Source organism: Thauera sp. SDU_THAU2 (assembly GCF_038260575.1).
Lineage (GTDB): Bacteria > Pseudomonadota > Gammaproteobacteria > Burkholderiales > Rhodocyclaceae > Thauera.
Genome location: NZ_JBBWUN010000003.1, coordinates 1,271,533 through 1,284,398, shown reverse-complemented (window position 1 = coordinate 1,284,398; position 12,866 = coordinate 1,271,533). Strand labels below are relative to the sequence as shown.

Below are 12,866 nucleotides of genomic sequence, written 5' to 3'. Positions count from 1 at the left end.
GTGTCCGGCTGTTCTCCTTCTCCCCTGGCAGGAGAGGGCCGGGGAGAGGGGAGCCACTTTGTAAACACTTGACAGAAGTTCTCCCGGCGCTTTCCTGATAGTCACTTCAGGTCGATTCGACCATCCACCTGGACGATCCGTAGAGGCCCTGACCCGGGCAGGCGCGTCACCAGATCGGCACCCACCAGCCTGGCCGGCGTGTAGGCGCCACCAGCAGGTTGGGCTGTCATCAGGTATTCGACCACGGCCAGCGAGCCGGTGATGGTCAGACTGTAGCCGTTGGCGGCGCGGATGCGTGCGGTCTTTTTCTCTCCGTGCGCATTGGTGGCCTCGCCCCAGACGAAGGTGGGCATCTGCGCACGCTTTTCCTCGCTGGGGCCCTTCACCGTCCTGGCGATGCGCGCCTTGATCAGCTTCTGCACCCACAGCAGCCCCAGCAGCGGCCGGACATGGTTGGCGCGCCTGGCGCTGGCGATCATGCGGGGCGAGCCCGGAATGAACACCTGAATGTTCGGAATACCGGTGGTGTACTAGGCGGTGGATACGTCGCCCCAGGGAATCGTCATCGCCTCCTTCTCGCCGTCGCCGAAGTCGATGCGGCGCACCTCCCAGGCCAGCGGCACGGTGACGATCTTCCCGTCGCGGCGCACCTTGCCGCCCTGGGCCAGCCCCTCTACCGAGGTCTTGGCGGTGCCGGGCGAGAAGCCCGAGCGCGAGTCGAAGCCCAGCGCGAGATGCGTCGCATCCGGCAGCGCCTCTTTCAGCGCGGCGGCCACGCAGTCGGTGGGGATGACGTCGAAGCCCACGCCAGGACACAGCACCACACCGGCGTCCCGCGCGCGGGCATCGAGCGACTGCGCGTGCTCGAACACGGCAATCTCGCCGGTGATGTCCAGGTAATGCGCGCGAGCGCGCAGGCAGGCTTCCATCATCGGCGCGGCGGTGGCCGAGAACGGGCCGGCGCAGTTCAGCACCAGCCCCAGCGCCTGATCCTCGCCCTGGATCTGCCCGGTCAGCGCCAACACGTCATCGAGGCCGAAAGCACGCGCCTCCAGCCCCAGCGTGCGCGCCAGCGCCTCGACGCTTTCGCGCCTGCGGCCCGCCAGCACGGGCTTGAGCCCGCGCCGCACCGCTTCGCGGGCGATCAGTTCCCCGGTGTAACCATTCGCGCCATAGATCATCCAGCGCATGCGCCCGGGACTACCGCTTTGCTTGCTCATTGCATCGCTCCTGTCTGGGAGATGGATCTCTGATCTCCCTGGCGACGATTCCTTGGTTTTCCCAGCATGAGCGAGATGGCCATGTCGGCGAGCTTGCCGAAGGGCGCATGCAGCAGGCCGGGGAAGTTCCAGCGGCCCTGCACGAAGACGCCCTTGGCATGGCTCATCGCACGGAAGCCCTCGATGCCGTGGTAGGTCCCCATGCCGCTCGGGCCGACGCCGCCAAAGGGCAGATCGTCCTGCGCCACGTGCATCAAGGTGTTGTTGATGCCCACGTTGCCGGAGGTGGTGCGCGCCAGCAGCCGGGCGCAGTCGCCGCCCTCGGCACCGAAGTAGTAGAGCGCAAGCGGGCGGGGCCGCGCGTTCACATAGGCGATGGCCTCGTCGATGCTGCGGTAGGTGCGCACAGGCAGGATGGGGCCGAAGATTTCCTCCTGCATGAGGAGCGCTTCGTCGCCCGCGTTGACGACGAGCGTCGGCACCAAGGTGCGCTCGCACCCAGGCATGTGTGCAGGGTGTTCTCCCACCTCGATCACACGGGCGCCATTGCGGCGCGCGTCATCGACGAGCCCGCGCAGCCGGTCGTAGTGGCGATCGCTGACGATGCTCGTGTAGTCGCGGCTGGCCGGGCCGTCCGGGTAGAAGCGATGTACCGTGGCGACGTATTGGGCGATGAATGCCTCCAGGTCGTCCTCGTGCACCAAGGCGTAGTCCGGCGCCACGCAGGTCTGGCCGGCGTTGGACAGCTTGCCGTACACCAGGCTTTGCACGGTGCTGACGCTGGCGTGGCCGCGCGCCACGATGGCCGGACTCTTGCCGCCCAGCTCCAGGGTCACGGGCACCAGGTTGTCGCTGGCGGCGCGCATCACCTTGCGGCCGACCTGCGTGCTGCCCGTGAACAGCAGGTGGTCGAATGGCAGTGCGCTGAACGCGGCACCGACCTCGGGGCCGCCCAGCACCACGGCCACCTCATCCTCCGCGAAAGCCTCGACCAGCACATGCCGCAGCGCCTCGCTGGTGCGCGGGGTCAGTTCCGAAGGCTTGAGCATCGCACGGTTGCCCGCAGCCAGCGCGGTGGCGAGCGGCACCAGCGTGAGGGAGATGGGGTAGTTCCACGGCGCCATCACGCCCACGACGCCCAGCGGCTGGTATTCGATGTAGGCGCGCGCCGCGCGGTAGAAGAAATGCACGTGACGACGCTCGCGCTTCATGAAGCGGCGCAAGTGGCTGGAGAGGTAGTCGATGGCCTGGATGACGCAGGCCAGTTCCATGATGTCGGTCTCGTGGCGCGAACGGTTGCCGAAATCGGCGCTGACCGCATCCTTGAGCGCTTCGCGATGCGCGAGCACGGCGGCGCGCAGCCGGGCGAGCCGGGCCTTGCGCAGTGACAGGCCCGGCGGGCCGTCGTGGAGGAATGCGTTGCGCTGCCGGCTCAGCAGGTCGGCCATGCGGGTGCTGTCTTCAGTCATGCGGTCTCTCCCGGTTTCCGGACGGCTGCTGTCAATGCTTGGCGTCGGACTCGAGCGGCTTGGGTGCGTACAGCGCCGCCTGGAAGTCGGGGACATACTCGTACTTGAACATCTTTCCCAGCTTCAGCGACTCGATGAAGCGCGAGAGGCTGCCGTCCGTCAGCGTCAGCTTCACCGCGTCCACGCTGGACGTGCTGGCGTGGCGCAACTGGCGGGAGGTGGTGTAGCCGGTGGTCAGTTGCCCTTGCTGGTCGATGTTCGTGAAGCTGTTCGTCACCAGGCTTTCCTTGCTGGAAGAAACGTCGAGCTTTTGCGTCTCCAGCGTCACGTCCAGCTTCTGGGTTTCGCTGTCGAAGATTTCGACGACGACGTTGTTCTCGCCCTCGCGGTAGTCGATGCGCGTCAGCCACTTGGGCAGGTTGTAGCCGACCACGCCGCGCACCTTGGCCAATTCGGTATCGACAGGCAGCTTCAGCACGTAGCCCCAGAAGTCATCGGAAAATGACTGGCCCATCAAGGAGAACGGCCCCCAGTTCGACGAACCTGGTTTGTTGGTGACGACGGACAGGCCGATCTCGTTGTAACTGTCGTTGTCGCAGTAGTGGTAAGCGTAGGCGGTCAGCGCGACAACGCCCCTGCCCGGCCACACTTGCAGCGGCTGCACCTGCTCCAGCACCTCGGGCGGCATCAGTTCCCGCAGCCGCGCCAGGTCGGCGGTGAAGATGGCCGTCACCCGGCTGTTCTTGTAATAGAAGTTCGGCGAATGGCTTTCGAAGCCAATATCGACCTTTTCCTTGGTGATCCCCTTGAACCAGCTCAGGTCGGTGCCCGGCGACTCGGCGGCGATGACGGAAAGCGGCGGGTTGGAGCGGAAGCGGTCGTACAGGCCGCCTTTCACCACGGGTACATCGTGGTCACCGATCTTGATGACGGTGGTTTCGGTCGCTTGCGCGAATGCAGCCGCAGCCGGCAGGCATGCACCAAAGAGGGCGGCCAGGGAAGTGGTTTTCACGGTGTTGCCTCGGAGATGAAATGACATCACCGCAAAGCATAAGTATTAAGTTGACTTCAAGGTCAACCCCATCGTGTCAGCTCACGCCCAATGGAACATTCCGCCTCGACGAGCCGCTGCCTCTGCGACCTGATGATGGCGCGGGCATCAGCCGGCTTCGCGCTTGGGATTGGCAGGCGGTGCGCACATTGCGGCCAGCCGTGAGTTCGGCGTCGTAGCCCGACCGCTGGCTCCGCGCGTGCCGCCGCTCACGACCTATCTGCTGCAGCTCGACGGAGATCCGTTCGACTAGCTGGCGCGGGTTCATTGAGCGCGTACAGGCCATCGAGTTGCCGGAAACCCCCAGGCCCATACGGGGCCGCAATCCCGGTCACCCGGAGGAGCTGACGCCATGAAGAAGATCGTCCCGTTCTTGCTGATGGCCGCATTGACTACCTGCGGCCAGTCCGAGGCACCACGGAAGGCCACGGATTCCGCAGCCAGCACCCCAACAGTAGCAGAACTGGCGGCCAACCCGGAACGGCCCAAAGAACTGCGCCAGCAGTGCAAGACCGAGCGGCCCGGGCTGGGTGAAGTGCTGTGCAACCGCGTTGCCGAAGCTACGAGCAAGAGGCAATCCGCTGCGAATGATATCGGCTGCCCGCCGGGTGGCCGATATCGAGTCAGTTCTCGATCTGATCGCGCATATCCCCTTCAAGGCGCTGATTGCCGACAAGGGTTACGGTGCCAACGCGTTGGTCAAGGCTGTAGGAAAATAGCTCCCATGCGGTCATTCCGCCTCGATCGAACCGGCGATCTTTGCGTACATACGACCGAAAACTGTACCGCCATCGGAATCTGATCGAACTTTTTCTCATGCTCGGTGCGTACCGCGGCAGCCTGCCGCGATACGCACGACCGATCAACGCAGTTCGTTGTGCAGCAGGCCGAGGATGCGCCTGGCGGTGTCGGAGGTGTCGGCGCCGCCCTCGCGGGTCAGCACCCTGACCTGCGAATCGCTGCCCTGCCCCTGCACGTGCAGGCGGTATTCGCTGCCGCCCTGCGCCGGCTTGTCGTTGCTGCGCCAGAAGGCCAGCTTGGACAGGAAGCCCTTGTCCTCGGTCTTGTTGTCGGCGTCGGGGTCGACATAGCGCACGAAGTACAGGCCCTGGGCGCGGTCGCGGTCTTCGACGGTGAAGCCGATACGATCCAGCGCCAGGCCGACGCGGCGCCAGGCGCGGTCGAAGGACTCTTCCATGATCAGGCTGGCCTGGCCGTCGCTGCCGGAGGCGATGCGCGCACGCTCCTCGGTCGGCGCACTGGTCAGCGCGGCTTCGGCACGCACTTCTTCGGCGCCGAGGTGCACCATCAGCCGGCGCAGCATTTCGGCTTCCAGCTCGGGGTCGGCCGGGCGCGGCTGCCAGATCGTCGAGTCCTTGGCTTCGTTCGGATAGATTTCCATCATGCCGCGGTGGCTGACGTAGATCTCGACCGTGCCCCCATCCTTGCCCTGCTCCAGGCGGGTGCGGAACTTGTCGCGCTCGGGCGTGGAGAACAGGCCGTCGAACACCTTGCCGATCGTCGAGCGCAGGAAATCCTGTGGGATCTTGGCGCGGTCTTCGGCCCAGTCGGTTTCCATGACGCCGATGTCCGGGCTGTCGATGTTCAGGATGAAGCCGAGTTCGAGCCAGAAATCCTTGATCTGCGGCCACAGTTCGTCCGGCGTGCCGGCAACCACCAGCCAGCGCTGGCTGCCGGCGCGCTCGATGCGCATCGTCTCCGGCGCGGCGAGCACTTCCGGGCCGGTGGACGCAGCCGGCTGGTCGGCACGGTCCGCGCTGTAGGCGGAATAGGTCGCCACGCCGCGCGGCGTGACGTCGGGTACGGCGAAGCGGTCGTCGCGCGTGGGCGCGGTGAGATCCGGCGGGATCTCGAGCGGGCGCTCCATTCGCTTCGCACCCTTGTAGTCGATGCGTTTGGATTCGAGCAGGGAGGTCGAGCAACCGGCAAGCGCCACGGACAGCGCGATCAGGGAAACGGGGGTGCGCATGGAGCGATTCATGGAGTTCCTGCGGAAGAGAAATTCGGATCAGACCTGGATGCCGGCCTTGCGCATCGCCTTCAGCACGCGCTCGTGGCAGGGCTCGGTCAGTTGCGTCAGCGGCAGGCGGATGCCGTCACCGATCAGCCCCATGCGGGCGACCGCCCACTTGACCGGAATCGGATTGGCTTCGCAGAACAGGTCACGGTGCAGACCCGTCAGCGCGGCATTGGTTTCGCGCAGCGTGCGCAGATCGCCCGCGGCGGCAGCGGCGCACAGTTCGTGCATCGCCCGCGGCGCGACGTTGGCCGTCACCGAAATGACGCCGTGGCCGCCGAGCATCAGGAAGGCGGCCGAGGACATGTCGTCGCCGCTGTACAGGGCGAAGCCTTCGGGAGCGCGCTCGATCAGATCGCAGGCGCCGCCGAGGTTGCCGGTAGCATCCTTGATGCCGACGATGTTCGGCACTTCGGCCAGGCGCAGCGTGGTGTCGTTGGCGAGGTCGGCGACGGTGCGGCCCGGCACGTTGTAGAGGATCAGCGGCAGATCGACCGATTCGGCGATGGTGCGGAAATGGCGGTAGAGGCCTTCCTGGGTCGGGCGGTTGTAGTACGGCACGACCGACAGGTGGGCCACGGCGCCCGCCTGCTTGGCGAACTGCGCCAGTTCGACCGCCTCGACGGTGGAATTGGCGCCGGTGCCGGCGACGACGGGGATGCGGCCGGCGGCATGCTCGACCGTGACACGAATGAGTTCGCAGTGTTCTTCGACATCGACGGTGGGCGACTCACCGGTGGTGCCGACGATGACGATGCCGTCGGTGCCCTCGTTGATGTGCCAATCGATGAGGTTGCGCAGACGGGGATAATCGAGGCTCCCATCGTCGAGCATGGGCGTGACGATTGCGACAAGCGATCCGGTAATCATGGCGTTGGCCAGAGCGTTAAAAAGTTGATTCTAACCGATCGTCGCGCCACGGCCAGCGCGGCACGCATTTTTGCGTGCACGCGCCGGGAACGGGAATGTTTGCGGATATTACCGGCTCACAGATCGGCCAGCGCCTTGACGTGCGCGACGACCGAACGCGCCAGCGAGGACAGCGAATAGCCGCCTTCCAGCAGGGACACGATGCGCGTGTGGCCGCAGGCCTTGGCGACGTCCTTGATCTGCTCGGTGGCCCAGATGTAATCCGCCTCGAGCAGCCCCATCGAGCCCATGTCGTCCTCGTAGTGGGCGTCGAAGCCGGCGGAGATGAAGATCATCTGCGGCTCGTGGGCGCGCAGCGCGGGCACGACCTTCTCGCCGAAAGCCTCGCGGAAGACATCGCCGCGGGTGCCGGCCGGCAGCGGTACGTTGCACATGTGGGCGGGCGGATTGTCAGCGCCCGAGTAAGGATAGAAGGGATGCTGGAAGATGCCGCCCATCATCACGCGCGGATCGTCGCGGAAGATGTCCTCGGTGCCGTTGCCGTGATGCACGTCGAAGTCCACGATGGCGACCCGCTCCAGGCCGTGCGCCTCGAGCGCATGGCGGGCGGCGATGGCGACGTTGTTCATGAAGCAGAAACCCATCGCCTTGGCGCGTTCGGCATGGTGGCCGGGCGGACGCACGGCACAGAAGGCATTCTCGATCTCGCCGGCGATCACCATGTCGGTCGCCATCACCCCGGCGCCGGCCGAGCGCAATGCGGCCTTCATGGTGCCGGGGCTCATCGCGGTGTCGGGGTCGAGGTGGCGGATGCCGTGCTCGGGGACGCTGCCGAGCAGTTCGTCCAGATAATTCTCGGGATGGACCCGGATGATCTGCTCACGCGTGGCGATGGGCGCATCGTAGAAGGAGACGTACATGTCCAGCCCCGACGCGATCAGGCGGTCGTTGATCGCACCGAGTCGATCGGGGCATTCGGGGTGCATCGCCCCCATGTCGTGCAGCCAGCAGTCGCGATGCGTGATGAACGCCGTTGTCGTCATACTCTCCCCTTCTCCAGCATTGAACGTCGTGTCCGCCCCTCGGTCGGAGGCGGCTCTGCTTGTCAGCCGTTTTTTCTGCTCGGCCCGACTCGGCGCGAACCGTGAAATGGCTCCGCCGGTCGATGTGCTTTTGTCACCTATTATCACCGCTTCGCAGTCAATTTCACAGTGCCTCCGAGATGCCCAATTTCCATGTCGAACGCTTGCTGGAGGCCGCCAGCCAGATCATTCTCGGCAAGGGGCACGAGCTTCGCCTCGCCGTCGCCTGCCTGATCGCACGCGGCCACCTGCTGATCGAGGACGTTCCGGGCGTGGGCAAGACCACGCTGGCCCATACCCTCGCCCAACTGACGGGCCTGCAGCTCCAGCGCATCCAGTTCACCAGCGATCTGCTGCCGGCCGACATCCTCGGCGCCTCGATCTTCGACCGCGACACCGGTGCTTTCCGCTTCCACCCCGGCCCGGTGTTCGCGCAGGTGGTGCTGGCCGACGAGATCAACCGCGCCACGCCGAAGACCCAGAGCGCCCTGCTCGAAGCGATGGAAGAGCGCCAGATCACCGCGGACGGCCACAGCTTCGAGCTACCGGAGCCCTTCTTCGTCATCGCCACGCAGAACCCGACACACCAGATCGGCACCTTTGTGCTGCCCGAAAGCCAGCTCGACCGCTTCCTGCTTCGCATCCGGCTCGGTTATCCCGACCCGATGGCCGAACGCGCCCTGCTGATGGGAGAGGACCGGCGCAGCGTGCTCGAACGGCGCACGCCGGTGATCGGGCCGGCGGAACTGGTGGAGCTGCAGCGCGCCGCCCAGGCCCTGCACGTCGCCGACCGCCTGATCGACTACGTGCAGGCACTGCTCAGCGCCACCCGGCACGATGCGGAGCTGGCCGCCGGGCTCAGCCCGCGCGCCGGACTCGGCCTGCTGTCGGCGGCCCGCGCCTGGGCCTTGATCGACGGCCGCGACCATGTGCTGCCGGAAGACGTGCAGACGCTGTTCCCGCACGTCGCCGCCCATCGGCTGCATCTGGCCGGCGACGCCCGCCCCGTCCCCGCGGCCACGCTCGCACGCCTGATCCAGTCGGTGGCGCTGCCCTGAGCGACATGCCTGCAGCCGGCACGCCCTCTCCACCCACTTTGTTCCGCCGCTGGCTGCTGCGCCGGCCGGACAGGCCCGAAACGGCGCCGATCGAACTGCGCAGCCGCCGCATCTACGTGCTGCCGACCGCCGGCGGCCTGAGCTTTGCCATCGCCATGCTGGCGATGCTGCTGGCGTCGATCAACTACGGCCTGAGCCTCGGCTACGGCCTGGTCTTCGCGCTGGCCGGAGCGGCGCTGGCCAGCATCGTGCACGCCTGGCGCAACCTCGCCGGACTGCGCATCCGGCCAGGACGCAGCGAAGCGGTGTTCGCCGGCGAAACGGCTACGCTCCATTTCATCATCGACAACCCGCGCAAAGCCCGACGTCCTGCCCTGCGGCTGAAACTGCGCGGCGCTGAAACCGCCTTCGAGCTCGGCCCGCTGCAGACGTGCGCGATCGGGATCGCCTGCGCCGCCGAACACCGCGGCCGGCTGCAGGCCGGGCGCACGGTCATCGAAACCCGCTGGCCGCTGGGGCTGATCCGGGCCTGGAGCGTTTTCGTCGCCGACGTCGGCTGCGTCGTCCACCCGGCGCCGGAGAAGAACGCGCCTCCCCTGCCCGAAAGCCCGGCGGAACAGGGTGGCGGCGCGCCTTCGCCGCAGGCCGGCGACGACGACTTCGCCGGCCTGCGCCCGCACCAGCGGGCCGACTCTCCACGCCACATCGCCTGGAAAGTACTCGCGCGCGGCGGCCCGCTGATGACCAAGCAGTTCGCCGGGCAGCAGGGGCAGGAACTGTCGCTGGCCTGGGCCGATCTGCCGCCCGGGCTCGACGCCGAGCGGCGCCTGTCGCGCCTGAGCGCCTGGCTGCTGGAAGCCGAACGCAGCGGCCGCCCCTGGTCGCTGGCGCTGCCCGGTACGAGCGTGCCGCGCGGCAGCGGCCGCAGCCATCTGCTCCGCTGCCTGGACGAGCTGGCGTATCACGGGGAGCCCGACAGGGCGGACGGCACATGATCGGCGGCTGGCTGAAGCAGCGCGCAACAAGACGCCGGTCGGCAAGCGCCGGCAGCGCGCTCGACCGCCGCCAGGGCACCTGGCTGCTCGGCGCCGCAGCGCTGACGATGGCACCGCACGCGAGCTGGCTGCCGCCCTGGATCAGCGGGCTGTGCGCCGCGCTGCTGGCCTGGCGGGGCCTGTTGCTGTGGCATGGGCGCCGGGCGCCGTCGCCGTGGCTGCTGCTGGCGCTGACCGCGGCCGCAGCAGCCGGCGTGCGCGCCGAGTTCGGCCACTTCTTCGGCAAGGACCCGGGCGTGGCGCTGCTGGCCCTGCTGCTCGGCCTCAAGCTGCTCGAAATCCGCGCCGCCTGCGACGTCCGGGCGGCGGTGATGCTGTGCTTCTTCCTGCAACTGGCGATCTTCTTCGAAGACCAGAGCTTTCCGGTCGCCGCGCTCGCGCTGTGCGCCAGCCTGCTCGGCCTCGCAGCGCTGGTCGCCCAGGCCGACCCTAACGGCCGCAGCGGCGAACAGCTGCGCGTGGCCGGCACCCTGATGGCGCAGGGCCTGCCGTTCATGCTGATCCTGTTCGTTCTGTTCCCGCGTATCGACGGCCCTTTGTGGGGCCTGCCGGCCGATGCCTTCAGCGCCCGTACCGGCTTGTCGGAGTCGATGAGCCCCGGCTCGATCAGCGCGCTGAGCCAGTCGGGCGAAATCGCCTTCAGGGCCAGTTTCGCCGGCGAAGTCCCCGCCCGCCGGCAGCGCTACTGGCGCGGCCCGGTGCTGACCCGCTTCGATGGCCGCAACTGGCAGGCCGAGCATGCGCAGGAAGCGGCGGTACCCTTCCATGCAGCCGACGGCAAGCGCATCGACTACACGCTGACCCTGGAAGCCCACGGCAAGCGCTGGCTGCTGGCACTCGACTTTCCCGGCGCCACGGACGCAGCGCTGCGGCACACCAGCGATTTCCAGCTGCTCGCGCCCCGGCCGATCCGGTCGCGGGTGCGGCACGAACTGAGCGCCCATCCGGAAGCCGCCGTCGGGCTGGCGGAGACGGCGGCGACGCTGGCCGCGGCGCGCCGGCTCCCGCCCGGCTTCAATCCGCGCACGCAGGCGCTGGCGGCACGGCTCGCCGCCGGCGCGGAGTCGCACGCGCAGATCCTGCAAAGCGCCGTTTCGCATCTCCGGGACGCCGGGCTGCTCTACACGCTCCGGCCGCCGCTGCTCGGCCGCGACAGCGTCGACGAATTCCTTTTCGACAGCCGGCGCGGCTTCTGCGAGCACTTCGCCTCCGCCTTCACCGTGCTGATGCGGGCCGCGGGCGTGCCGGCGCGCGTCGTTACCGGCTACCAGGGCGGCGAGATCAACCCGGTGGACGGCAATCTCGTCGTCCGCCAGCTCGACGCCCATGCCTGGAGCGAAGTCTGGCTCGCCGGCCGGGGCTGGGTGCGCGTCGATCCGACCTATCTCGCCGCGCCCCGCCGCATCGACGACGGCCTTGCTGCCGCCCTGCCCGCCGGCGAAGCCCTGCCTTTCACCCTGCGCGCCCAGCACGACTGGCTGCGAAACATGCGCTTGCGCTGGGAAGCGCTGTCGAATACGTGGAACCAGCGCGTTCTTGGCTACAATCCGGAACGCCAGCGCGAACTGCTGTCCCGCCTGGGCCTGGCCCCCGGCGATGCGTGGCGCCTCGCCGGCATGCTGGCCGCCGCCATCGGCGTGCCGTTCCTGTGCCTGCTCCTGTGGGCCGGCCGCAGGCGACGCCGCAGCGACCCGCTCGACCGGGCCTGGCAGGCGCTGAGCACGAAGCTGGCTGCCCGCGGGCTGGCGCGCCAGCCCTGGGAAGGGCCGCATGACTACACGCAGCGGGTTGCGTCGGCCATTCCCGAACTCGCAGCCGCAGTACGGGCAATCGGCGTGGATTACACCAGCCTGCGCTACGGCCCCCATTCCGACAGCGCGCGCCTTGCCGCGCTCAGAAAGAAGATCGACGCTCTCCGATTGCCATGAAACTGCCCCGATTCCGCCTGCCCCCGTCCATCCGCCGCAAACCCGCCGCCAGCAAGACGAGGCACAGGATTCTGCCCGCCCTGGTCGGCGCCGGCCTGTCGCTGCTGGCAGCGCTGCCGGCCACCCCGGCACTGGCTTCCTATGCCGAGCGCGACGATGTCCGCGCCTTCGCCGACGAGCTTGCGGCACGCCATGGCTTCGACCGGGACACCGTGGCGGCGACGCTGGCACTGGCCCGGCACGAAGCCGGCGTGATCCGCCTGATCACGCCGCCGGCGCGCAAGGGCGCGCGCTCGTGGCAGAACTATCGTGCCCGCTTCCTGGACCGCAGCCGCATCGAGGGCGGCGTCGCGTTCTGGAAAGCGCATGAAGTGGATCTCGAACGCGCCTCGAAGCAGTTCGGCGTGCCGCCGGAAATCATCGTCGCGATCATCGGCGTCGAGACCCTGTACGGGCGCCATACCGGCAATTTCGAGACCCTGTCCGCGCTCACCACGCTCGCCTTCGACTACCCGCCGCGCGCGGACCTGTTCCGCCGCGAACTCGAGGCCCTGTTCCTGCTCGCCCGCGAACAAGGCCGCATACCGACGGATTACTACGGCTCCTTCGCCGGTGCCATCGGCTATCCCCAGTTCCTGCCCAGCAGCGTGCGCGCCTATGCGGTCGACTTCGACGGCAACGGCCGGATCGACTTCGATTCCGACCCGCTCGATGCGATCGGCAGCGTCGCCAACTACCTGCACATGCACGGCTGGCAGCCTGGCGCCCCGATCGCCGAACCCGCGCTGCTGGCAGCCGACACCGACGCCGCGGCGCTGGTCGCGGCAGGCATCGAGCCGGCGCTGGAACCCGAGGCCCTGACCCGGGCCGGCGTGAAGCCGCTGCACGGCGATGCCGCCGCCGGCCCCGCCACCCTGGTCGACCTCGAAACCCCCGGCACAGCGACGGAATACTGGCTCGGCTACCGCAACTTCTACGTGATCACGCGCTACAACCGCAGCAGCTTCTATGCGATGTCGGTGTTCGAACTGGCCGAGGCGCTGAGCCAGCGCCGCCTCGTCGAACGCATCAGGGCCGAAAACCGAAACTGATCCA

At 67.8% G+C, this 12,866-nt stretch carries 12 protein-coding genes; 5 read left to right on the top strand and 7 right to left on the bottom strand.

Annotated elements, in window-relative coordinates:
- Positions 1–101 precede the first annotated feature (101 nt).
- The 4 genes from AAFL97_RS07215 to AAFL97_RS07200 are packed head-to-tail and all read right to left on the bottom strand — an operon-like array spanning position 102 to position 3,701.
- A complete protein-coding gene (locus tag AAFL97_RS07215) occupies positions 102–503 on the bottom strand; it encodes a hypothetical protein (RefSeq protein WP_341644326.1) in 402 nt (133 codons plus the stop codon).
- Positions 504–530: 27 nt separating this feature from the next.
- The gene (locus tag AAFL97_RS07210; protein ID WP_341644325.1) at positions 531–1,220 is read right to left on the bottom strand and encodes a saccharopine dehydrogenase family protein; all 690 of its coding nucleotides are present in this window, start codon (positions 1,218–1,220) and stop codon (positions 531–533) included.
- Entirely contained in the window at positions 1,217–2,689 is a 1,473-nt protein-coding gene (locus AAFL97_RS07205; protein WP_341644324.1) for a coniferyl aldehyde dehydrogenase, read from the bottom strand. The genes AAFL97_RS07210 and AAFL97_RS07205 overlap by 4 nt, the downstream gene beginning before the upstream one ends.
- Before the next feature lie 31 nt (positions 2,690–2,720).
- Positions 2,721–3,701, bottom strand: coding sequence for a hypothetical protein (locus tag AAFL97_RS07200; RefSeq protein ID WP_341644323.1), 981 nt, complete (start codon positions 3,699–3,701; stop codon positions 2,721–2,723).
- A gap of 626 nt (positions 3,702–4,327) precedes the next feature.
- Here AAFL97_RS07200 and AAFL97_RS07185 point away from each other — a divergent pair.
- Positions 4,328–4,459, top strand: a complete 132-nt coding sequence (locus AAFL97_RS07185) for a hypothetical protein (RefSeq protein ID WP_341647233.1) — start codon at positions 4,328–4,330, stop codon at positions 4,457–4,459.
- Positions 4,460–4,602: 143 nt separating this feature from the next.
- On the opposite strand, the gene bamC is transcribed toward AAFL97_RS07185, so the two are convergent.
- From bamC to AAFL97_RS07170, 3 genes are all read right to left on the bottom strand, one after another.
- The gene (gene bamC, locus AAFL97_RS07180) at positions 4,603–5,742 is read right to left on the bottom strand and encodes an outer membrane protein assembly factor BamC (protein ID WP_341644322.1); all 1,140 of its coding nucleotides are present in this window, start codon (positions 5,740–5,742) and stop codon (positions 4,603–4,605) included.
- A gap of 27 nt (positions 5,743–5,769) precedes the next feature.
- Positions 5,770–6,648 (bottom strand): 4-hydroxy-tetrahydrodipicolinate synthase, encoded by an 879-nt coding sequence (gene dapA / locus AAFL97_RS07175; protein WP_341644321.1) that lies wholly within the window; start codon positions 6,646–6,648, stop codon positions 5,770–5,772.
- Between the two features lie 116 nt (positions 6,649–6,764).
- Positions 6,765–7,691: a histone deacetylase family protein gene (locus AAFL97_RS07170; protein ID WP_263460082.1), complete on the bottom strand. Its 927-nt coding sequence runs from the start codon at positions 7,689–7,691 to the stop codon at positions 6,765–6,767.
- 179 nt (positions 7,692–7,870) lie between these two features.
- Between AAFL97_RS07170 and AAFL97_RS07165 the strand changes: the two genes are divergently transcribed.
- From AAFL97_RS07165 to mltB, 4 genes are read left to right on the top strand one after another with little or no spacing between them, the layout of a single operon-like run.
- Positions 7,871–8,788, top strand: a complete 918-nt coding sequence (locus AAFL97_RS07165; protein WP_341644320.1) for an AAA family ATPase — start codon at positions 7,871–7,873, stop codon at positions 8,786–8,788.
- Between the two features lie 5 nt (positions 8,789–8,793).
- Complete coding sequence (locus AAFL97_RS07160; protein WP_341644319.1) at positions 8,794–9,783, top strand: DUF58 domain-containing protein; 990 nt, start codon at positions 8,794–8,796, stop codon at positions 9,781–9,783.
- Complete coding sequence (locus AAFL97_RS07155) at positions 9,780–11,771, top strand: transglutaminase TgpA family protein (protein WP_341644318.1); 1,992 nt, start codon at positions 9,780–9,782, stop codon at positions 11,769–11,771. The genes AAFL97_RS07160 and AAFL97_RS07155 overlap by 4 nt, the downstream gene beginning before the upstream one ends.
- Positions 11,768–12,862: a lytic murein transglycosylase B gene (mltB, locus tag AAFL97_RS07150; RefSeq protein WP_341644317.1), complete on the top strand. Its 1,095-nt coding sequence runs from the start codon at positions 11,768–11,770 to the stop codon at positions 12,860–12,862. The genes AAFL97_RS07155 and mltB overlap by 4 nt, the downstream gene beginning before the upstream one ends.
- The last annotated feature ends 4 nt before the right edge of the window (positions 12,863–12,866 follow it).

Bases quoted from the DNA above. Each gene is read 5' to 3' on its own strand.
- AAFL97_RS07210 (WP_341644325.1), bottom strand. From the start codon at position 1,220: ATGAGCAAGCAAAGCGGTAGTCCCGGGCGCATGCGCTGGATGATCTAT.
- AAFL97_RS07205 (WP_341644324.1), bottom strand. From the start codon at position 2,689: ATGACTGAAGACAGCACCCGCATGGCCGACCTGCTGAGCCGGCAGCGC.
- AAFL97_RS07185 (WP_341647233.1), top strand. From the start codon at position 4,328: ATGATATCGGCTGCCCGCCGGGTGGCCGATATCGAGTCAGTTCTCGAT.
- bamC (WP_341644322.1), bottom strand. From the start codon at position 5,742: ATGAATCGCTCCATGCGCACCCCCGTTTCCCTGATCGCGCTGTCCGTG.
- dapA (WP_341644321.1), bottom strand. From the start codon at position 6,648: ATGATTACCGGATCGCTTGTCGCAATCGTCACGCCCATGCTCGACGAT.
- AAFL97_RS07170 (WP_263460082.1), bottom strand. From the start codon at position 7,691: ATGACGACAACGGCGTTCATCACGCATCGCGACTGCTGGCTGCACGAC.
- AAFL97_RS07165 (WP_341644320.1), top strand. From the start codon at position 7,871: ATGCCCAATTTCCATGTCGAACGCTTGCTGGAGGCCGCCAGCCAGATC.
- AAFL97_RS07160 (WP_341644319.1), top strand. From the start codon at position 8,794: ATGCCTGCAGCCGGCACGCCCTCTCCACCCACTTTGTTCCGCCGCTGG.
- AAFL97_RS07155 (WP_341644318.1), top strand. From the start codon at position 9,780: ATGATCGGCGGCTGGCTGAAGCAGCGCGCAACAAGACGCCGGTCGGCA.
- mltB (WP_341644317.1), top strand. From the start codon at position 11,768: ATGAAACTGCCCCGATTCCGCCTGCCCCCGTCCATCCGCCGCAAACCC.